Genomic DNA, 20,701 nt, shown 5'->3' with positions numbered 1-20,701 from the left:
AGCCCCCCGCGGCCCCTGTCCCGCGGTCCGGGAGGGGGCCCGCCGGGCCCGTGGGCAAGCCGTAGGGGAGGATCGCGTTCATGACCGAAACCGCCAGCGCCGCAGCGATCGCGCCGAGCCGTACCGTCGCCGTCGTCGGCACCGGAACCATGGGCCAGGGCATCGCCCAGGTCGCCCTCGTCGCCGGACACGCCGTACGGCTCTACGACGCCGTGCCGGGCCGGGCGCGCGAGGCCGCCGACGCGCTCGCCGGGCGCCTGGGCCGCCTGGTGGACAAGGGCCGTCTGGACGCCGCCGAGCGCGACGCGGCCCTGGCCCGGCTGCATCCGGCCGCCGGGCTCGCCGAGCTGGCGGACGCGGCGCTCGTCGTCGAGGCGGTCCTCGAACAACTCCCGGTCAAACAGGAGCTGTTCGCTGCCCTGGAGGACGTGGTCGGCGCGGACTGCCTGCTCGCCACCAACACCTCCTCGCTCTCGGTGACCGCGATCGCCGGGAAGCTGCGGCACCCGGGCCGCTTCGTCGGCCTGCACTTCTTCAACCCGGCCCCGCTGCTCCCGCTGGTCGAGGTCGTCAGCGGCTTCGCCACCGACGAGACCGCGGCGACCCGGGCGTACGAGACGGCGAAGGCCTGGGGCAAGACCCCGGTTCGCTGCACCGACACCCCCGGCTTCATCGTCAACCGCATCGCCCGGCCCTTCTACGCGGAGGCCTTCGCGATCCACGAGGAGCGCGGCGCCGACCCGGCCACCATCGACGCGGTGCTGCGCGAGTGCGGCGGATTCCGCATGGGGCCCTTCGAGCTCACCGACCTCATCGGGCAGGACGTCAACGAGGCGGTGACGCGCTCGGTATGGGAGTCCTTCTTCCAGAGCCCCAAGTTCACGCCGTCCCTGGCCCAGCGCCGCCTCGTCGAATCCGGGCTGCACGGGCGCAAGAGCGGGCGCGGCTGGTACGCCTACGGCGCGCCCGGCGTGCCCTCCCAAGAGGCGGCGCGGCCCGCCCCGAACACCGCGCCGCCCGCCGAGGCGCCCGGGGCCGTCACCGTGGTCGGTGACCTCGGCCCGGCCCGCGATCTCGTGGCGATGATGGGCGAGGCCGGCATCGCGGTGAAGACCGTCAACGAGGGCGGTCCCTACATCGAGCTTCCGGGGGATGGACAGCTCGTCCCCGCCGACGGCAAGACGTCCGTCGAGTTCGCCGACGTCGTCTACTTCGACCTGGCCCTCGACTACCGGGGCGCCACCCGCATCGCGCTCTCCGCCGCCGAGGACACCTCCGAGCGGGCCGTCAGCGAGGCCGTCGGCCTGTTCCAGAAGCTCGGCAAGGAGGTCAGCGTCATCGGGGACGTGCCGGGCATGATCGTCGCCCGCACCGTCGCGATGCTCGTCGACTTCGCGGCCGACGCCGTCGCCAAGGGCGTCGCATCGCCCGAGGACATCGACACCGCGATGCGGCTCGGTGTCAACTACCCGCTGGGGCCCGTCGAATGGAACCGGCGCCTGGGTCAGGACTGGGCGTACGACCTGCTCTCGGCCCTGCACGAGCGCTGCCCCACCGGCCGCTACGCCCCCTCGCTCGCGCTCTACCGGCAGGCGTACGCGGGCGACGAGGAGACGGGTTCATGACCACCCCCAAGCGCGACACCTATACGCCCGAGACGCTGCTCACGGTCGCGGTGCGGATCTTCAACGAGCGTGGTTACGACGGCACTTCGATGGAGCACCTGTCCAAGGCGGCCGGGATCTCCAAGTCGTCCATCTATCATCACGTGGCCGGCAAGGAGGAGCTCCTCCACCGCGCCGTGAGTCGCGCCATCGAAGGGCTCTTCGGCGTCCTGGACGAGCCGGGCGCCGTGCGCGGGCGGTCGATCGAGCGGGTCGAGTACGTCACCCGACGTACGGTCGAGGTCCTGATGGCCGAACTTCCCTACGTCACCCTGCTGTTGCGCGTCCGCGGGAACACCAAGACGGAGCGCTGGGCGATGGAGCGCCGCCGGGAGTTCGACCAGCGCGTCGCCGATCTGCTCAAGGCGGCCGTCGCGGACGGTGACCTCCGCTCCGACCTGGACATTCGCCTGGCGACCAGGCTGCTCTTCGGCATGGTCAACTCGCTGGTCGAGTGGTACCGGCCGCAGCGCGAGGGGGAGGCGGACGGGGACCAGGTGGCCGACACCGTCGTGCGGATGGCCTTCGAGGGGTTGCGGACCGGCCATTGAGTCCCGGTGCCGTTGACTGAGGCACCGAAGCGGATCAACATCCACGGTCATGGCTGCCTTGCGAACTCCTGCGTCCCTCGTGTCCGGCTGCGTCACGGTGCTGCTCGTGGGCCTGACGCTCGCCGGGTGCGGCGGCGGGGGCGGCAAGGACGACGCGGGGCCCCGGTCCCAGGACACGCGGGCCGCCGTCAAGAAGGCCGAGGCGTCTCCCGACGCGCCGGCCAAGGGCGACGACTTCGGCTGTCTGACGCCCGCGCAGGCCGCGGCCGGCTCCATCGTCTTCAAGAGCGCGACCGGGGCGCCGGTGGGCGGCTTCCTGACCGGCAGCGGCAATACCGGGATCGTGCTCGCCCACCAGTCGGACGGAAACGTCTGCCAGTGGAAGGACAAGGCCGTCGAACTCGGCAGGACCGGCTTCCGGGTCCTCGCCGTCAACAGCACGACCGTCGACGAGGCCGCCGAGATCGAGGGCGCGGCGGCCACCCTGCGCGCCGAGGGCGCCTGGAAACTGCTCCTCATGGGCGCGTCCAAGGGTGGCACCGCCACGCTGCGGGCGGCCGCCCGCATGACGCTGAAGCCGGACGCGGTGGTCGCCCTGTCCGCCCCGGAGAAGTACGGCTCCACGGACGCGCTCGACGCCGTCACGGGCCTCGGTGTGCCGGTCCTCTACATGGCGGGCGACCAGGACGGCGGCTTCACCGCCGCGGCCCGTGAGCTGAGCGCCGCCAGCGCGAAGGCACCGGAGAACCGGCTCGTCCAGGTCAAGGGCTCGGCCGCGCACGGAGTGGCCCTCCTGGCCACCCCGGCCAACTGGGACACCGTCGTCGCCTTCCTGAGGAAGTACTGCACGTGAAGCACCGCGCGCGAAGTACTGCACGTGAAGCACCGCACGTGAAGCACCGCACGTGAGCCGTACTACTGAGCCGGGCAGGCCCTACGCCGGGTCCAGGTCGGTCTCCTCGAACACCAGCAGCGTGCGGGTCGACAGCACTTCGGGGATGGACTGGATCCGGGTCAGGACCAGCTCGCGCAGCGCCCTGTTGTCCGGGGTGTGGACCAGGAGCAGCACATCGAAGTCCCCGCTCACCAGGGCGATGTGGGCGGCCCCCGGCAGCTCCTTGAGCTGTTCGCGCACGGTCCGCCAGGAGTTCTGCACGATCTTGAGCGTGATGTACGCGGCCGCGCCCTGGCCCGCCCGCTCGTGGTCGACGCGGGCCGTGAACCCCTGGATCACGCTGTCCTCGACGAGCCGGTTGATGCGGGCGTAGGCGTTGGCCCGCGAGACGTGCACCCGCTCGGCCACGGAGCGTATCGAGGCCCGGCCGTCCGTCTGCAGGATGCGCAGGATGTCGTGGTCGATCTGGTCCAGCGGCCGGGGCGGCACCGGCCGGTTCTCGCCGGTGGCCATTTGTTCAGCTGCCATGTCCCCCCGCCTTCCTGTTGTGGACGACCTGTTCCCATCCCAGGCTGTGGAGAACCGTTTGTCCACAGGCTGGAGGTGCCTGTAGCCAAAATGCGTCCACGACCGAACAATCGGTAGGTGAGGGGCGTCACAGTCGCGCCTCGCCCTGGATGTCCGCTCCGACAAGGAGGTGCATTGGCATGACGGTCCAAGAGCTCCCCGGTGCCGCCGCATACCGGCCGACCCCTCCCCCCGCCTGGAGGCCCCGCACCGACCCCACGCCGCTCCTCCCGGACCCCGAGCCTTTCCGGGTCCTCGGCACCGGAGCCGAGCTCGACCGCGCGCTGATGCTGAAGCTGTACGCCGAGCTGGTCCGCGGCCGCCGCTTCAACGCGCAGGCGACCGCCCTCACCAAGCAGGGACGCCTCGCCGTATACCCCTCGTCGACCGGCCAGGAGGCCTGCGAGGTCGCCGCCGCGCTGGCCCTGGAGGAGCGCGACTGGCTGTTCCCGAGCTACCGCGACACCCTGGCCGCCGTCGCCCGCGGCCTCGACCCCGTGCAGGCCCTGACGCTGCTGCGCGGCGACTGGCACACCGGCTACGACCCGCGTGAGCACCGCATAGCGCCGCTGTGCACCCCGCTCGCCACCCAGCTTCCGCACGCCGTGGGTCTGGCCCACGCGGCACGCCTCAAGGGCGACGACGTGGTGGCGCTCGCCCTGGTGGGCGACGGCGGCACCAGCGAGGGCGACTTCCACGAGGCGCTGAACTTCGCGGCCGTCTGGCAGGCCCCGGTGGTCTTCCTGGTCCAGAACAACGGCTTCGCGATCTCCGTGCCGCTCGCCAAGCAGACCGCGGCCCCCTCCCTCGCCCACAAGGCCGTCGGCTACGGAATGCCGGGCCGCCTGGTGGACGGCAACGACGCACCGGCCGTGCACCAGGTGCTGTCCGAGGCCGTCGGCCGGGCCCGGCGCGGCGGCGGCCCCACCCTCGTCGAGGCCGTCACGTACCGCATGGAGGCGCACACCAACGCCGACGACGCGACGCGCTACCGGGGCTCCGCCGAGGTCGACGCCTGGCGCGAGCACGACCCGATCCGCCTCCTGGAGGGCGAGCTGACCGCCCGCGGCCTGATCGACGAGGACGGCATACGCGCCGCCGCCGAGGCCGCCGAGACCATGGCCGCGGCCCTGCGCGAGCAGATGAACGCCGAGCCGACCCTGAACCCCATGGACCTGTTCGCCGAGGTCTACACCGCACAGAGCGGCCAACTGCGCGAGCAGGCGGACCAGTTGCGTGCCGAGCTGGAAGCCGAGGCCCGGTGATGTCCACCGCCACCGACAAGAAGCCCGCCACCATGGCGCAGGCCCTGCAACGCGCGATGCGCGACGCCATGGCCGAGGACCCGACCGTCCACGTCCTCGGAGAGGACGTCGGCACCCTGGGCGGTGTCTTCCGGGTCACGGACGGGCTCGCCAAGGAGTTCGGCGAGGACCGCTGCACCGACACCCCGCTCGCCGAGGCCGGCATCCTGGGCACGGCCGTCGGCATGGCGATGTACGGGCTGCGGCCGGTCGTCGAGATGCAGTTCGACGCCTTCGCCTATCCGGCGTTCGAGCAGCTCATCAGCCACGTCGCCAAGATGCGCAACCGCACCCGCGGCGCCATGGCGATGCCCATCGTGGTGCGCGTGCCCTACGGCGGCGGCATCGGCGGAGTCGAGCACCACAGCGACTCCAGCGAGGCCTACTACATGGCCACGCCCGGCCTGAAGGTCGTCACGCCGGCCACCGTGGAGGACGCGTACGGCCTGCTCAGGGAGGCCATCGCCTGCGACGACCCGGTCGTCTTCCTGGAGCCCAAGCGGCTGTACTGGTCGAAGTCCGACTGGTCGCCCGAGGACCCCGCGCCGGTCGAGCCGATCGGCAAGGCCGTCGTGCGGCGGGCTGGGAGCAGTGCCACGCTCCTCACCTACGGCCCGTCCGTGCCGGTGTGCATGGAGGCGGCCGAGGCGGCCCGCGAGGAGGGCTGGGACCTCGAAGTCGTCGATCTGCGCTCCCTGGTGCCGTTCGACGACGAGACGGTGTGCGCCTCGGTGCGCCGCACCGGACGAGCCGTGGTCGTCCACGAGTCGGCCGGGTTCGGCGGGCCCGGCGGAGAGATAGCCGCCCGGGTCACCGAGCGCTGCTTCCACCATCTGGAGGCGCCGGTGCTGCGGGTCGCCGGCTTCGACATCCCCTATCCGCCGCCGATGCTGGAGAAGCACCATCTTCCGGGCGTGGACCGGGTGTTGGACGCCGTGGCGCGGCTGCAGTGGGAGACGGAGCGCTGATGCCGAAGGTCCTGGAGTTCAAGCTGCCCGACCTCGGCGAGGGACTCACCGAGGCGGAGATCGTGCGCTGGCTCGTCGAGGTCGGCGAGGTCGTGGCCGTGGACCAGCCGGTCGTCGAGGTGGAGACGGCCAAGGCGATGGTCGAGGTGCCCTGCCCCTATGGTGGCGTCGTCACCGCGCGGTTCGGCGACGAGGGCAGTGAACTGCCCGTCGGTGCACCCCTGTTGACGGTCGCCGTCGGCCCGCCGCAGGAGCGTGCCGAGGCCGAGGACGCCGAATCCTCCGAGTACTCGGGCAACGTCCTGGTCGGTTACGGGACCGCCGCTGCCACCACCCGACGCCGCTCGCGGGTACGCCCGGCCGCCCCGGTGGCCACGCCCCAGGCGGCCCCGGTCGCGGTGCGGCCCGCAGGACCGGTGCCGGTCATTTCGCCACTGGTGCGCAGGCTGGCCCGCGAACACGGGCTCGACCTGCGGGAGTTGCGGGGCACCGGGCCCGAGGGGCTGATCCTGCGGGCCGACGTCGAATCCGCCGTGCAGGCTCCGGGCCGGGCTCCCGCGCCCTCCGCATCCGCATCCGTCGACGCGCCCGCATCCCGACCCGTCGCACCCGCCGCGGCTCCGGCCGGTGAGCGCGTCCCGCTGAAGGGCATCCGGGGCGCGGTCGCCGACAAGCTCAGCCGCAGCCGCACCGAAATCCCCGACGCCACCTGCTGGGTGGACGCGGACGCCACGGAGCTGATGGCGGCCCGTGCCGCGATGAACGGCGCGGGCGGCCCCAAGGTGTCCGTCCTCGCGCTGCTCGCCCGGATCTGCACCGCGGCCCTCGCCCGTCATCCCGAGCTCAACTCGACGGTGGACACGGCGGCCCGCGAGATCGTGCGACTGCCCGAGGTCCACCTGGGCTTCGCGGCGCAGACCGAACGCGGCCTGGTCGTCCCGGTCGTCCGCGACGCCCACCGCCGCAACGTCGACTCGCTCGGCGCCGAGCTCGCCCGGCTCACCGAGGCGGCCCGTACCGGCTCGCTGACCCCGGCCGAGCTGACCGGAGGCACCTTCACCCTCAACAACTACGGGGTGTTCGGCGTCGACGGCTCCACGCCGATCATCAACCACCCCGAGGCGGCGATGCTGGGCGTGGGGCGCATCATCCCCAAGCCCTGGGTGTACGAGGGCGAGCTGGCCGTGCGGCAGGTGGTCCAGCTCTCGCTCACCTTCGACCACCGGGTGTGCGACGGCGGCACCGCGGGCGGCTTCCTGAGGTACGTCGCGGACTGCGTGGAGCACCCGGCCGTCCTGCTGCGCACGCTGTGACGAACGTCCCCGCGAACTCGGGACGTTCGCGGGGGCAGCCGTGATCGTCCGGCGGCCCATACTCGGGAGATGACCGCGTATGACGCCGCAGCACCCGCGTATGACGCCGTAGTACTCGCCGGAGGCGCCGCCAAACGGCTGGGCGGCGCCGACAAACCGGGGCTCAGCGTGGGCGGACGGGCCCTGCTCGACCGGGTACTCACCGCGTGTGCCGGCGCCGCGACCACCGTGGTGGTCGGCGGCCGACGGCCCACCGCACGGCCCGTGGAGTGGACCCGGGAGGAACCGGCGGGCGGCGGACCGCTGGCCGCCCTGGACGCGGGGCTGCGGCACGCCTCGGCCGAGAGCGTGCTCGTGCTCTCGGCCGATCTGCCGTTCCTCGCCGCGCCGACCGTCGACGCCCTCCTGGGCGAACTGCGGCGCACCGGCGGCGACGGCGTGCTCTGCACCGACGCCGACGGCCGCGACCAGCCCCTGGTCGCCGTCTACCGCGCCGAACCCCTGCGCCGCGAACTCGCGCTGCTCGCCACCGAGCACGGCGCGCTGGCCGGGCTCCCGCTCCGGCTGCTCACCCGTGAACTCGTCCTCGCCCGTGTCGAGGCGGACCCCCTCGCCTCGTTCGACTGCGACACCTGGGAGGACCTCGCCGCCGCTCGGGCCCGGATCAGGGACCATGGGGACGTGCTGGACGAATGGATCACCGCAGTCAAGGACGAACTCGGCATCGAGCTGGACGTCGACACCCGCGTCCTGCTCGACCTGGCCAGGGACACCGCCCACGGCGTGGCCCGGCCCGCCGCCCCCCTCACCACCTTCCTGGTCGGCTACGCGGCCGCCCAGGCGGGCGGCTCGGGCAAGGACGTGGAGGACGCGGCGCGCAAGGCGGCCGCGCTCGCCCTGCGCTGGGCGGCCGAGGCAGCCGACGGCCCGAAGAACGACGCCGGATGACCGCCCGGAGCGCGGGGGCGGACGACGGATCGGACGAAGCCCTCGCCCTGCTGCGCGAAGCGCCGCCCGAAACCCCGGAACACGACACCCCGTCCACCGGCGGTGGCGCGCCCGCGCGCGAGCCCGAGCAGCCGGCCGCCCGCAAGGGCCCCCGCCACCGGGCCATGGCCTGGACCGACGCCCGTGCGGTGGCCTCCCGGGCCGGCCGAGCGGCCCCGGTCCGCTCCCACCGGGTGCCGCTGGAGTCGGCCCTGGGCGAGATCCTCACCGAACCGCTCACCGCGCTCACCGACCTGCCGTCCTTCGACACCTCCGCCATGGACGGCTGGGCCGTCGCCGGGCCCGGCCCCTGGAGGGTGCAGGACGGCGGTGTCCTCGCCGGACACGCCGCCGTCGGCACGCTCGCCGACGGCGAAGCGGTACGCATCGCCACCGGGGCCCGCATCCCCTCCGGTGCCACCGCGGTGATCCGCAGCGAACACGCGCGCAGCGACGAGGCCCGCACCCAGCTCCAGGCCGACCGTGCGGTGCTGCACGGCCAGGACATCCGCCCGCGCGGCCAGGAGTGCCGCTCGGGCGACGTCCTGCTGCCCGCCACCGCCCTGGTCACCCCGGCCGTGCTCGGCCTCGCCGCGGCCGCCGGATATGACGAGCTGAGCACGGTGCCAAGGCCCCGGGTCGAGATCCTGGTCCTCGGCGACGAGCTGCTCACCCGGGGACTTCCGCACGACGGACTGATCCGCGACGCGCTCGGCCCGATGCTCGGGTTCTGGCTGCGGGCGCTCGGCGCCGAAGTCATCGGGACCCGGCGCCTCAAGGACGACGAGGGGGCGCTGCTCGCGGCCGTCACCGGCTCCTCGGCCGACCTCGTGATCACCACGGGCGGCACCGCGTCCGGGCCCGTCGACCACGTCCACCCCGTGCTGCACAAGGCGGGAGCCGAGCTCCTCGTCGACGGGGTCGCCGTGCGGCCGGGACACCCCATGCTGCTCGCCCGGATCGAGGTGGCGAAGTACCTGGTGGGGCTGCCCGGCAACCCGCTCGCCGCGATCTCCGGGCTGCTCACCCTGGCCGAGCCGCTGCTGCGTGAACTCGCCCGGCGGGCAACGTCGATGACGTACACGGCGCCGCTGCGCAACGAGGTGCAGGGCCATCCGCACGACACCAGGCTCGTCCCGGTGGTGCACCGCGCGGAGCACGTGGTGCCGCTGCACTACAACGGCCCGGCGATGCTGCGGGGGGTCGCGACCGCGGATGGGCTCGCGGTCGTGCCGCCCGGCGGAGCGCGAGCCGGTGCGGAGGTCGAGATCCTCGACCTCCCGTGGACTCAGGCAGGCTCGGGCGGCGGGTGTTTCACGTGAAACACGGGGTCGCCCCCGCGTATGCCGTCCTCCCCAACTCCCGCTGTCATGAGGGTCGTTTCACGTGAAACACCACGCACCAAGCCCCAACTCGCCGATTGCTGAAGGGTGTTTCACGTGAAACTGCCCGGCCATGACGTCATGGCGCGCCAGGCGGGCGAGCATCTGATCACCCGGCGGGTGGCACTGCCCCGCCGGGTCGTCGACCGTCCGCTGCGCCAGGTCGCCAAGCGGATTCTGATGGCGCTCGCCGTGCTGGCGCTGACGACGTTCATCGTCTGGATCGACCGCGACGGCTATCACGACAACGCCAATGGCAAGGTCGATTTCCTCGACGCCGTCTACTACGCCACCGTCACGCTCTCCACGACGGGCTACGGCGACATCGTTCCTTACAGCGACAGCGCGCGGCTCACCAACATCCTGCTGATCACACCGCTGCGTGTGCTGTTCCTGATCATCCTCGTCGGAACCACTCTCGAAGTCCTCACCGAACGGACCCGTGAAGAGTGGCGGCTCAACCGCTGGAAGGCTCAATTGCGACAGCACACCGTCGTCGTCGGCTTCGGGACGAAGGGCCGCTCGGCCATCCAGACCCTGTGCGCGAGGGGTCTGAAGAAGGACCAGGTCGTCATCGTGGACCCGAGCGCCAAGGTGATCGAGACCGCCAACGCCGAAGGGTTCGTCGGCGTCATCGGCGACGCCACCCGCAGCGATGTTCTGCTGCGCGCCGAAGTGCAGAAGGCCGGCCGGGTCATCATCGCCACCCAGCGCGACGACACCGCGGTCCTGGTCACGCTGACGGCCCGCCAGCTCAACCGCGGCGCGAAGATCGTCGCCGCTGTGCGCGAGGAGGAGAACGCTCCGCTGTTGCGCCAGTCCGGCGCGGACGCCGTCATCACCAGCGCCAGCGCCGCCGGCCGGCTCCTCGGCCTCTCGGTGCTCAGCCCGAGCGCCGGAGCCGTGATGGAGGACCTGATCCAGCAGGGCAGCGGGCTCGACATGGTGGAGCGGCCCGTGAAGAAGAGCGAGGTCGGGCGCGGCGTGCGGGAGACCGAGGACCTGGTGGTGAGCGTGCTGCGCGGCCACCGGCTGCTGGCGTACGACGACGCCAAGGCGAGCCCGCTCCAGCTGACCGACCGGCTCATCACGATCGTACGAGCCGGCGGTACGGCGGTGGAGAGTCGGCCGGAGTAGCGTCGGCCGCATGTATGCGATCACGATTCCTGAGCCGGGCGGTCCCGAGGCGCTGGTCTGGGCCGAGGTGCCCGATCCCGTACCGGGCGAGGGCGAGGTCCTCGTCGAGGTGGCCGCCGCCGCCGTCAACCGTGCCGATGTGCTCCAGCGGCAGGGCTTCTACAACCCGCCGTCCGGTGCCTCCCCCTATCCGGGCCTGGAGTGCTCCGGGCGGATCGCCGCGCTCGGGCCCGGGGTGTCCGGGTGGAGCGTCGGCGACGAGGTGTGCGCGCTCCTGAGCGGCGGCGGCTACGCCCAGAAGGTGGCCGTCCCGGCCGGACAGCTGCTGCCCGTCCCCGCGGGTGTGGACCTGGCCTCGGCAGCGGCGCTGCCCGAGGTCGTCTGCACCGTCTGGTCCAACGTGTTCATGGTGTCCCACCTGCGGCCCGGCGAGACGCTCCTGGTGCACGGCGGGGCCAGCGGGATCGGCACCATGGCGATCCAGCTCGGCAAGGCGGTCGGCGCCAAGGTCGCGGTCACCGCGGGCGGCCCGGACAAGCTGGCGCGCTGCGCCGAACTCGGCGCGGACATCCTCATCGACTACCGCGAACAGGACTTCGTGGACGAGGTGTTGAAGGCCACGGACGGTATCGGGGCCGATGTCATCCTCGACATCATGGGTGCGAAGTACCTGGAGCGGAACGTCCGTGCCCTGGCGGTCAACGGGCGCCTCGCCATCATCGGCCTGCAGGGCGGCGCCAAGGGCGAGCTGAACCTGGGCGCGCTGCTCACCAAGCGGGCCGCGGTCACCGCGACCTCACTGCGCGGGCGCCCCGCGGCGGAGAAGGCAGCGATCGTGGCGGCTGTGCGCGAGCACGTGTGGCCGTTGATCTCGGACGGCCGGGTGCGCCCCGTGGTGGACCGGACACTGCCGCTCGCGGACGCGGCCGAGGGCCACCGAGTGCTCGAAGCCTCCAGCCACGTCGGCAAGGTCCTGCTCACGGCCTGACGGCTCGTACGGACGCGGAGAGGCGGCGCCGGGATGGCGCCCCCTCTCCTATGTCGTACGGTCCGGCGTGCCTGCCTACAGGTACGGGCCCGAGCGGGCGCCCGCGTGCGGGCCGTCCTCGTCGTCGTCCTCGTGCACGCTGCCGGGCGGCAGCGCGCGGCGCATCTGCTCCAACTGGGCACGGGCCGCCATCTGCTGGGCGAACAGGGCCGTCTGGATGCCGTGGAAGAGACCTTCGAGCCAGCCCACCAACTGGGCCTGCGCGATGCGGAGTTCGGCCTCGGAGGGAATCGCCTCCTCGGTGAACGGCAGTGAGAGCCGCTCCAGCTCCTCGACCAGTTCCGGCGCCAGACCGTCTTCGAGCTCCTTCACCGAAGAGGCATGGATGTCCTTCAGGCGAACGCGGCTCGCCTCGTCGAGAGGAGCCGCGCGGACTTCCTCAAGAAGCTGCTTGATCATGCTGCCGATACGCATGACCTTCGCGGGCTGTTCGACCATTTCCGTCACCGGGACCTCGCGGGACTCGTCGTCTCCACCGCCGATGGCCATACCGTCCTGGCCTACGACCAGGATGTGGGGGCTGTCCGGCGACTTATCGTTCCTCGGCATCTCCATGCCGCCCATTCTCTCGCACACGTGCCTCACATCACGTTGTGCCCCCGGGAAGGGGTGATCCACCGCCTGACGGGCGACGATTACCGCCGAACAGACGATGTTTCACGTGAAACGACAACCACGCGTCTGCGCCCTGTTCACGGCCTCCGGAGCCGCAGCGCCAGAAATCCGAGCCCCAGGCCGGTCAGGGTCAGCCCCGCGCCCAGCGAGAGGACGTGGGCGCGCAGGTCGGAGCTGCGGGGCAGCGCCTGCGGCTGGTGATGACGGTGGCGGGGCGAGGGCAGAACCCCGTCCGCGGTGGAGGCGGGCGTCGGCGTCGGCGTCGCAGGCTCGGGTGGCTGAACCTGCGCGGGCGGCGGTTGGTTACCCGGGTCCTGAGCCGGAGCCACCTCGTCGGGAACTACGGAGTCACCGGTCACCGCGTCGAAGGCGTACGGGTCCAGGCCCTGCTGCGGCTCCACGCGGCCCGGCCGTCTGCGGCCCTCGCCCGCCTGACTGCCCGCGAGGTGCTGTTCCTCGGAGACGGCCTGCGGCGTGGGGTCCGTCCGCGGTGCGGCGGGGTCGGTCCGAAGCGAGGGGTCCGTCCGCGCCGACGGGTGTGCCGCGCCGGAGGGAGCCGCGTTCGAGGGTGGGCCGGGTGACGGGCTGCCGACGGCGACCGCGTACGGCAGGGGCGTCAGGAGCAGCGCTCCCGTCAGTGAAACGGCCGCGGTCAGCGACCGGATCCCTGGAGCCATTCGAGGGCCCCCTCCCGTACGGACGTGAAACGCCTGGGTGACCGAATCAGCGTCACACGGGGGGAGTTGTCCGGCATCCCGGGAGCCGCCCGGCCTGCGCCGAACGGGCCGGGCCGTCACCCCCGGACCACGCGTGAAGGCCCGGCACCAGGGTGCCGGGCCTTCACGGAACGAGCTGGGCGCGCCTACTGGGAGGGCGGATTGCCCGACGAGATCTGCAGCGTGAACTGCGCTTCCTTCTTGTCCACGTCCACACCGGCCGCCGGGAACTGGGTGACGACCACGTCCTGGCCCCACTGGCCGTTGTCGATCGTCTCGGTGTTGACCTTCCAGCCCGCGGCCTGGATGCAGGACTTCGCCGACAGGATGTCCTTGTACGTGAAGTCGGGTGCCTGCACCTTGCCCGGGTCCACCGTGGAGGTCTGCGGCGAGGTGCACTTGTCGGGGTCCATCTTGCGGTCGCGCTCGGGGCCTTTGTGGCCGGCCACCGCGGAACCGCTGGCCTTGGCGTCGCCGCCGGTGCCGCCGCTGTCGCCCTTGTTGTTGAGCGTCAGCGCCGTGATCAGGCCGCCGATCGCGAGCAGGGCCACCGCGATCGCGCCCACGATCACCGGGGTGTTCCGCTTCGCACCGCCCGAGCCGGCCGCGGGCGCCTGCGTCGGGGACATCGAGTACGGCGGCGGCGTCTGGGCGGCCATCTGGGGGTGCTGCTGCGGATAGCCGTACGAGGGCTGCGGGGCCGGCGCCGGGGTGGGCGGACCGTAGGGGCCCGGCTGGTACGGCGTCTGCACACTGCCCTGGAGGCCGGGCGCGGCCTGCGAATCGAGCGGCGGGAAGACCGTCGCGCCGACACCCGTGCCGCTGACCGGCGGGGCGCCGCCGGTGATCACCGGGGCCGCGCCCGTCTGGCCCGCGGACGCGATCCGGTGGATCTCGTCGTACATGGCCTGGGCGCTGGGGAAGCGCTCGTTCGGGTTCTTCTTGAGGGCGCGGGCGACCAGTGCGTCCACCGCCGGGGTGATCGACCGGTTGACGGAGGACGGCGCGACCGGCTCCTCCTGGACGTGTGCGTACGCGATCGCCAGCGGCGAGTCGGCGTCGAAGGGGATGCGGCCGGTCAGGAGCTGGAAGAGCATGATGCCGACCGAGTACAGGTCGGAGCGGGCGTCCACGCCGCGGCCGAGCGCCTGCTCGGGCGACAGGTACTGGGGGGTGCCGACGACCATGCCGGTCTGCGTCATGGACGTGACGCCGGACTGCATCGCGCGGGCGATGCCGAAGTCCATCACCTTGACGACGCCGCGCTTGGTCATCATCACGTTGCCCGGCTTGATGTCCCGGTGGACCAGGCCCATCTCGTGGCTGGCCTCCAGGGCGGCCAGCACGTCGGCGGTCACCTTGAGGGCCTTGTCGGCGGGCATCGCGCCGTACTGCTGGATGTCGCGGTGCAGCGTCGAACCGAGCGGCTCGCCCTCCACGTACTCCATGACGATGTACGGCATCAGGGCCCCACCGAGCTCGTCCTCGCCGGTGTCGAAGACGGAGACGATGTTGGTGTGCTGCAGCTTGGCGACGGCCTGGGCCTCGCGGCGGAACCGCTCGCGGAACGACTGTTCCCGGCCGAGTTCGGTGTGCAGGGTCTTGATGGCGACCTGGCGGTCGAGGGCGGCGTCGTACGCGAGGTACACCGATGCCATGCCGCCCTCGCCGAGGAGGTCGCGCAGCTGGTAGCGCCCGCCCGCGATGGAACCGCCCGCATAGCGGCCGTGTGCGCCGTCCTGGCTCATGACTGTGCTTCCCCCTTGGCCCGGCGGCCAGTGCTGATCCTCGATTTTTCAGGCCAAGTCTGCCCGAGGGGTCGGACACGTCAAGCCGCGTGCCCGTTCCGTGACCGTACGCGCTGGAAGAGTCTCGCAAGCGTTACAGGACCAGCATGGAAAACGTACGGGATTTGCATGGGTACACACGGAACCGATTGGATGGCCGGTCCATCCCGGACCGGCGCCCCGCGCGAACGCTGTAGCGTGCACTACTGCACAACCAGGTGATGAGCACGACGGAAGACCGTAAAGAAGACCGCTGACGCGGCCAGATACGACGGCGAGGACTGATGGCACCCGAACCCGACGGAAACGGCGCCGGGATGGCCGATGCGCAGGACCACGAGTCGTGGGTCGGCGGACTCGTCGGCGACGGCCGCTACCGCCTCACGCACCGCCTCGGGCGCGGTGGCATGGCGGAGGTGTTCGCCGCCGAGGACGTGCGTCTGGGCCGTACCGTCGCCGTGAAGCTGCTGCGCGCCGATCTGGCCGAGGACCCGGTGTCCAAGGCGCGCTTCACGCGTGAGGCACAGTCGGTGGCCGGGCTCAACCACCACGCGGTGGTGGCCGTGTACGACTCCGGTGAGGACTTCGTGGGCGGCCAGACCGTCCCGTACATCGTGATGGAGCTGGTCGAGGGCCGCACCATCCGCGACCTCCTGGTGGATGCGGACGCCCCGCCGCCGGAGCAGGCGCTGATCATCGTCTCCGGTGTCCTGGAGGCGCTCGCCTACTCGCACCAGCACGGGATCGTGCACCGTGACATCAAGCCCGCCAACGTGATCATCACGGACACGGGCGCGGTCAAGGTGATGGACTTCGGCATCGCGCGGGCGCTGCACGGCGCCCAGTCGACGATGACTCAGACCGGCATGGTCATGGGCACCCCGCAGTACCTCTCGCCGGAGCAGGCGCTCGGCAAGGCCGTCGACCATCGCTCGGACCTGTACGCCACGGGCTGTCTGCTGTACGAACTCCTCGCGCTGCGGCCCCCGTTCATCGGTGAGACGCCGCTGAGCGTGGTCTACCAGCACGTGCAGGACATGCCGGTGCCGCCGTCACAGGTGGCGCACGTGGCGCCGCCGGAACTCGACGGCCTCGTCATGCGCTCGCTCGCCAAGGACCCGGACGACCGTTTCCAGTCCGCCGAGGAGATGCGCGGCCTGGTCCAGTACGGGCTGCAGATGCTCCAGGCCCAGGGCGGCCACACCGGCACCTGGAACACCGGTCCGGTCGAGCTGATGCACGAGGGCGCGCACACTCCCGCGATGGGCAGCCCCGGCGCGACGGCGGCCATGGGCCACCCGATGCACGGGGAGACCTCGCAGTTCGGCGGCCCGATCCTGCCGCCGATGAACCCGAACGACGGCGGCTACGACGGCTACGACCACGGCAGCGGCAAGCAGGGCGGCGGCGGCCGGGGCGGCAAGATGGTGCTGTTCGTGGTGCTGGCGATCGTCGCGATCGCGGTGGGCGTGGCCTTCGCGCTGAACGCCACGAAGAGCTCGGGCGGAAGCTCCGGGGGCAGCGGGGACACGACCTCGAACTCCCCGAAGACCTCGCCGTCGGTGTCCCCGTCGGACACGCCGTCCACGCAGGACACCCCGGGCACCAGCCAGGGCCAGACCTACGGCAGCAGCTCGAACGGCAACGGCGAGTCGCCCTCGCGGCACCGTTCGCGCTCCGCCTCGCCGACGCCGAGCAAGTCGCAGTCCTCGCACTCGCCGGGTACCAGCCAGGGCACGACGTCCTCCGGTACGGACCAGGGCACGGACACCGAGGGCACGACCTCGGGGAACGAGGGGACGACCTCCGGGAACAGCGGCACCTCCAGCGGCAACACGGGGACGTCGGCCGGGAACACCGGGACCACCGAGGGAACGAACTCCGGGAACACCGGCACCTCCAGCGGCAACACGGGGACGTCGGCCGGGAACACCGGCACGAGCGCCGGGAACACCGGGACCTCGGCCGGGCCCGGGGGCACCAAGCCGAGCCCCTGACCGACAGACCCGCCTCACCCCGCGAAGGCCTCGCACACCGCCTCGTACTCGCGGGTCCACCAGACCGCAAGGGCCGACGCCGCTGGAAACAGCGGGTCGGCCCTTCGGTCGTGCAGCTGGTAGCGCCAGCGCAGGATCCAGAAGTCGTTGAGCCGCTCCCACCACACCCGGTGCACGGCGGCCGCCAGTTCCTCGGCGTCTGCGCCGGCGGCCCGGCGGTAGGCGCGGGCGTAGGCGCGTACCTTCGCCAGTTCCAGCTCGCCCGAGGGGCGGACGAAGAAGATCACGGCGGCGCGGACCGCCTCCTCGGCGCGCGGCTGGACGCCGAGCCGATCCCAGTCGACGATCGCGGCGGGCTCGGCCGAGCGGCCCTCGCCGCGGTACAGCAGGTTCAGCGGATGGAAGTCGCCGTGCACCCAGGCACCGGTCGCGGGCGCCGCCGGGCGCCGGTGGGCGTGCACGCCGAGCAGTAAGCGGCGCTCCAGGAGCCGGTGCTCGGCGAGCTCGTCGAACGCGTCCCGGGGCCGGTGCCTGCGGGCCCGTGCCACCAGGTCGTCGATGAGATCGAGGGTGTCGGCCGGGTCGGCGCTGAGGTGCTCCGCCTTCGGCACGTCCGGCTCCATGACCTGGGCCAGGCAGGTGTGCACGAGCCCGAGCAGCGCGCCGAGCCTGCGGGACTCCACGGCGCAGAGCTGGGCCCCGTCGCGGTGGCGGCCGTGCACCCAGGGGTGCAGGGCGTAGCAGTGGCCGCCGATCACGGCGACGGTGTCGCCGTCGGCGTCCGGGACGGGCGGCGCCACGGGCACGCCCAGGGCCTGGAGGCGTTCGGTGGCGCGGTGCTGGCGGGCGATGGCCTCGTGGTCGCCGTCCAGATGGTGCTTGAGGAAGTAGTCGCCGCGGGTGGTGGCGAGCCGGTAGCCGCGGTTCAGCAGGCCCTGGGCGACTCGTTCGCAGGAGAGGGGCTCACCGGGGGTCTCGTAGCGGCGCAGGAGCTCGCCCACGGGTGGAGTTGCAGATGAGCGCGGCACTCGTCAGATGTTAGATCACGCAACGTGTTTGAGTCGGCGCTCTGTGGAGTAGTCCAGCGAATGGACGGTCACGAACTGGGGTTCGATCCGCATGTACACGGCGTCGAAGGGCTCCCCGTCCACCTCGCGCGGATCGGTGCCGAACAGCTTCAACTGCGCGGCGGTCGGCTCGAAGGGCTCCGCGGTCCCGGTGAACTGCACCGACCACACGTGCTGCTCGCCCGTGCTGAGGTTGTCGGCGCCGTACGCGACCACGCTGCCCAGGCAGGCGTGGTGGTAGCCGAGCCCCGCGTGCAGGCGCAGCAGCACGCAGCCGTCGACCACGATGTGCCGGGCCGGGGCCACGAACGGCAGGGCTCGCATGCTGGTCGCCACGCGGCCGTACGGAACACGGCCGAGCAGCTCGATGGCACGGGCTTCCTCGGAGGACATGCCCCCCACCTTCGCGCCCGGCATCCATCGTCCGAAAGAGCCCGGCGCCCCACGCGTGCGGGCCGTAGGTCCCTAATACGCGGGGCTCGGGCCCGTTCGGAGTGCGGTCAGTGGTTCTTCTCGGCCTGGATGCGGGCCACGTACGCGGCGGCCTGGGAGCGGCGCTCCATGCCGAGCTTGGAGAGCAGCGAGGAGACGTAGTTCTTGATCGTCTTCTCCGCGAGGTGCAGGCGCTCGCCGATGACGCGGTTGGTCAGGCCCTCGCCGATGAGGTCGAGGATCTTGCGCTCCTGCTCGGTGAGGTTGGCCAGGCGGTCGTCGCCCTTGCTCTTGCCGCCGTCGCGCAGCCGCTCCAGGACCCGGGCGGTGGCCACCGGGTCGAGCAGCGACTTGCCGGCCGCCACGTCACGGACCGCGGTCAGGAGTTCGCTGCCGCGGATGGCCTTGAGGACGTATCCGGAGGCACCGGCCATGATCGCGTCGAAGAGGGCCTCGTCGTCCGCGAACGAGGTGAGCATCAGGCACTTGATGTCCTCGTTCTGCGAACGGATCTCGCGGCAGACCTCGACGCCGCTCCCGTCCGGGAGGCGTACGTCGAGCACGGCGACGTCGGGGCGGGTGGCGGGGATCCTGACCAGGGCGTCCGCCGCGGTGCCGGCCTCGCCCACCACTTCGATGTCGTCCTCAACGGACAGCATTTCGTGGACGCCGCGACGGACCACCTCGTGGTCGTCCAGCAGGAATACGGTGATTTTGCCTGTTTCGCGCACGGAATCAGTCTCACACATTCATCCGAAGGACGCCGGAAGGTGCCATAAGAGACCCCTTCCCGAACCCGCGCGGCCGGGATAACGTGCCGTTGTTCCGGCGGCCTGCAAGGCTGTGACCAGCGGCTGTTCCCCACTTTCTCGATTTACTTGGAAATCCAAGCAAAATCGCAGGTCAAGTGGGGTTTCGCAGTAATGCGCAGCACTGGGTAACGTGCTTTTGTCAGGGCGCTCGCCGGGGCACCTGTCACGCCTGATCCCCGGCCGAGCGCGCACACCCCGTGCACTTGAGACGGACAGGCGAGCCTCCCCCAAGCTCTGGTCGAGCCGGGGGGACCCCCAGGCTCACCGGCGAACCCGGGAGCCGGACAGACGGAGGAGCACGCACGTGACCGTGGAGAGCACTGCCGCGCGCAAACCGCGACGCAGCAGCAAGCGCACTGCCGGGGCCGGCGCAAGGAAGACGGCCGCCGAGCCCGAGCTCGTACAGCTGCTGACGCCCGAGGGCGAGCGGGTCGAGCACCCTGACTACGACGTCGACCTGAGCCCGGAGGAACTGCGCGGCCTCTACCGCGACATGGTCCTGACCCGGCGCTTCGACGCCGAGGCCACCGCCCTGCAGCGGCAGGGCGAACTGGGCCTGTGGGCCTCGCTGCTCGGTCAGGAGGCCGCACAGATCGGCTCCGGGCGTGCGCTGCGGGACGACGACTACGTCTTCCCGACCTACCGCGAGCACGGCGTCGCCTGGTGCCGTGGCGTCGACCCGACGAACCTGCTCGGAATGTTCCGTGGCGTCAACCACGGTGGCTGGGACCCCAACACCAACAATTTCCATCTGTACACGATCGTCATCGGCTCCCAGACGCTGCACGCGACCGGGTACGCGATGGGCATCGCCAAGGACGGCGCGGACAGCGCGGTCGTCGCCTACTTCGGCGACGGCGCCTCCAGCCAGGGCGACGTGGCGGAGGCCTTCACCTTCTCCGCCGTCTACAACGCCCCCGTCGTGTTCTTCTGTCAGAACAACCAGTGGGCCATCTCCGAGCCCACCGAGAAGCAGATGCGGGTGCCGCTCTACCAGCGCGCCCAGGGCTTCGGCTTCCCCGGCGTCCGGGTCGACGGCAATGACGTGCTGGCCTGTCTGGCCGTGACGCGGTCCGCCCTGGAGCGGGCGCGCCGGGGTGAAGGACCCACCCTGGTCGAGGCGTTCACCTACCGGATGGGTGCGCACACCACCTCCGACGACCCGACGAAGTACCGGGCCGACGAGGAGCGCGAGGCCTGGGAGGCCAAGGACCCGATCCTGCGCCTGCGCAGCTACCTGGAGAAGGCCGGGCACGCGGACGCCGCGTTCTTCGAGGAGCTGGAGACCGAGTCGGAGACGCTGGGCAAGCGGGTGCGCGAGGCCGTGCGTGCCATGCCCGACCCCGAGCCGATGGCGATCTTCGAGAACATCTACGCCGACGGCCACGCGCTGGTCGACGAGGAGCGCGCCCAGTTCGCCGCCTACCAGGCGTCGTTCTCGGACGGGGAGGGCAACTAG

General features: G+C 71.7%; 19 protein-coding genes. 12 read left to right on the top strand and 7 right to left on the bottom strand.

Annotated features, from left to right (window positions below):
• Positions 1-80 precede the first annotated feature (80 nt).
• From IE267_RS25065 to IE267_RS25055, 3 genes are read left to right on the top strand one after another with little or no spacing between them, the layout of a single operon-like run.
• A complete protein-coding gene (locus IE267_RS25065) occupies positions 81-1,625 on the top strand; it encodes a 3-hydroxyacyl-CoA dehydrogenase (protein ID WP_189764800.1) in 1,545 nt (514 codons plus the stop codon).
• The gene (locus IE267_RS25060) at positions 1,622-2,215 is read left to right on the top strand and encodes a TetR/AcrR family transcriptional regulator (RefSeq protein WP_161252981.1); all 594 of its coding nucleotides are present in this window, start codon (positions 1,622-1,624) and stop codon (positions 2,213-2,215) included. The genes IE267_RS25065 and IE267_RS25060 overlap by 4 nt, the downstream gene beginning before the upstream one ends.
• A 49-nt stretch (positions 2,216-2,264) precedes the next feature.
• Positions 2,265-3,068 (top strand): alpha/beta hydrolase family protein, encoded by an 804-nt coding sequence (locus IE267_RS25055; protein WP_189764799.1) that lies wholly within the window; start codon positions 2,265-2,267, stop codon positions 3,066-3,068.
• 81 nt (positions 3,069-3,149) lie between these two features.
• Here IE267_RS25055 and IE267_RS25050 read toward each other — a convergent pair whose 3' ends face one another.
• Positions 3,150-3,638: an Lrp/AsnC family transcriptional regulator gene (locus IE267_RS25050; protein WP_161252975.1), complete on the bottom strand. Its 489-nt coding sequence runs from the start codon at positions 3,636-3,638 to the stop codon at positions 3,150-3,152.
• Positions 3,639-3,817: 179 nt separating this feature from the next.
• Here IE267_RS25050 and pdhA (IE267_RS25045) point away from each other — a divergent pair, with 179 nt between their 5' ends.
• From pdhA (IE267_RS25045) to IE267_RS25015, 7 genes are all read left to right on the top strand, one after another.
• Complete coding sequence (gene pdhA / locus IE267_RS25045) at positions 3,818-4,942, top strand: pyruvate dehydrogenase (acetyl-transferring) E1 component subunit alpha (protein WP_167158509.1); 1,125 nt, start codon at positions 3,818-3,820, stop codon at positions 4,940-4,942.
• Positions 4,942-5,949: an alpha-ketoacid dehydrogenase subunit beta gene (locus IE267_RS25040; protein WP_167158511.1), complete on the top strand. Its 1,008-nt coding sequence runs from the start codon at positions 4,942-4,944 to the stop codon at positions 5,947-5,949. Before pdhA (IE267_RS25045) ends, IE267_RS25040 begins: the two co-directional genes overlap by 1 nt.
• On the top strand, positions 5,949-7,262 hold the full coding sequence (locus IE267_RS25035; protein ID WP_189764798.1) for a dihydrolipoamide acetyltransferase family protein: 1,314 nt from the start codon (positions 5,949-5,951) through the stop codon (positions 7,260-7,262). Before IE267_RS25040 ends, IE267_RS25035 begins: the two co-directional genes overlap by 1 nt.
• Before the next feature lie 69 nt (positions 7,263-7,331).
• On the top strand, positions 7,332-8,210 hold the full coding sequence (locus IE267_RS25030) for an NTP transferase domain-containing protein (protein ID WP_189764797.1): 879 nt from the start codon (positions 7,332-7,334) through the stop codon (positions 8,208-8,210).
• Positions 8,207-9,571, top strand: coding sequence for a molybdopterin molybdotransferase MoeA (locus tag IE267_RS25025; protein WP_189764796.1), 1,365 nt, complete (start codon positions 8,207-8,209; stop codon positions 9,569-9,571). Before IE267_RS25030 ends, IE267_RS25025 begins: the two co-directional genes overlap by 4 nt.
• Before the next feature lie 117 nt (positions 9,572-9,688).
• On the top strand, positions 9,689-10,768 hold the full coding sequence (locus IE267_RS25020; RefSeq protein WP_229861404.1) for a potassium channel family protein: 1,080 nt from the start codon (positions 9,689-9,691) through the stop codon (positions 10,766-10,768).
• Between the two features lie 10 nt (positions 10,769-10,778).
• Positions 10,779-11,756, top strand: a complete 978-nt coding sequence (locus tag IE267_RS25015; RefSeq protein ID WP_167158519.1) for an NAD(P)H-quinone oxidoreductase — start codon at positions 10,779-10,781, stop codon at positions 11,754-11,756.
• Positions 11,757-11,831: 75 nt separating this feature from the next.
• On the opposite strand, the gene IE267_RS25010 is transcribed toward IE267_RS25015, so the two are convergent.
• The 3 genes from IE267_RS25010 to IE267_RS25000 form a co-directional block, all read right to left on the bottom strand.
• Positions 11,832-12,371, bottom strand: coding sequence for a bacterial proteasome activator family protein (locus tag IE267_RS25010; protein WP_161256862.1), 540 nt, complete (start codon positions 12,369-12,371; stop codon positions 11,832-11,834).
• A gap of 137 nt (positions 12,372-12,508) precedes the next feature.
• Positions 12,509-13,108 carry a hypothetical protein gene (locus IE267_RS25005; protein ID WP_189764795.1) on the bottom strand — a complete coding sequence of 200 codons (600 nt, stop codon included), beginning with the start codon at positions 13,106-13,108 and terminating at the stop codon, positions 12,509-12,511.
• Positions 13,109-13,293: 185 nt separating this feature from the next.
• Positions 13,294-14,895, bottom strand: coding sequence for a protein kinase domain-containing protein (locus IE267_RS25000; RefSeq protein WP_161256857.1), 1,602 nt, complete (start codon positions 14,893-14,895; stop codon positions 13,294-13,296).
• 323 nt (positions 14,896-15,218) lie between these two features.
• Between IE267_RS25000 and IE267_RS24995 the strand changes: the two genes are divergently transcribed.
• Positions 15,219-16,931: a protein kinase domain-containing protein gene (locus IE267_RS24995; RefSeq protein WP_189764794.1), complete on the top strand. Its 1,713-nt coding sequence runs from the start codon at positions 15,219-15,221 to the stop codon at positions 16,929-16,931.
• 14 nt (positions 16,932-16,945) lie between these two features.
• Here IE267_RS24995 and IE267_RS24990 read toward each other — a convergent pair whose 3' ends face one another.
• The 3 genes from IE267_RS24990 to IE267_RS24980 all read right to left on the bottom strand — a co-directional run bounded on the left by IE267_RS24990 (position 16,946) and on the right by IE267_RS24980 (position 19,161).
• Positions 16,946-17,959 (bottom strand): phosphotransferase, encoded by a 1,014-nt coding sequence (locus tag IE267_RS24990; protein WP_167158529.1) that lies wholly within the window; start codon positions 17,957-17,959, stop codon positions 16,946-16,948.
• A 15-nt stretch (positions 17,960-17,974) separates the two neighbouring features.
• Entirely contained in the window at positions 17,975-18,391 is a 417-nt protein-coding gene (locus tag IE267_RS24985; protein WP_167158531.1) for a pyridoxamine 5'-phosphate oxidase family protein, read from the bottom strand.
• A 107-nt stretch (positions 18,392-18,498) separates the two neighbouring features.
• A complete protein-coding gene (locus IE267_RS24980) occupies positions 18,499-19,161 on the bottom strand; it encodes a response regulator (protein ID WP_100575501.1) in 663 nt (220 codons plus the stop codon).
• A 385-nt stretch (positions 19,162-19,546) separates the two neighbouring features.
• Between IE267_RS24980 and pdhA (IE267_RS24975) the strand changes: the two genes are divergently transcribed.
• Complete coding sequence (pdhA, locus tag IE267_RS24975) at positions 19,547-20,701, top strand: pyruvate dehydrogenase (acetyl-transferring) E1 component subunit alpha (RefSeq protein WP_167158533.1); 1,155 nt, start codon at positions 19,547-19,549, stop codon at positions 20,699-20,701.

This window comes from Streptomyces xanthochromogenes (assembly GCF_014650455.1).
Classification (GTDB): Bacteria; Actinomycetota; Actinomycetes; order Streptomycetales; family Streptomycetaceae; genus Streptomyces; species Streptomyces xanthochromogenes.
Note: the sequence above shows the minus strand (reverse complement) of the source record. Positions and strands in the feature narration are given on the sequence as shown.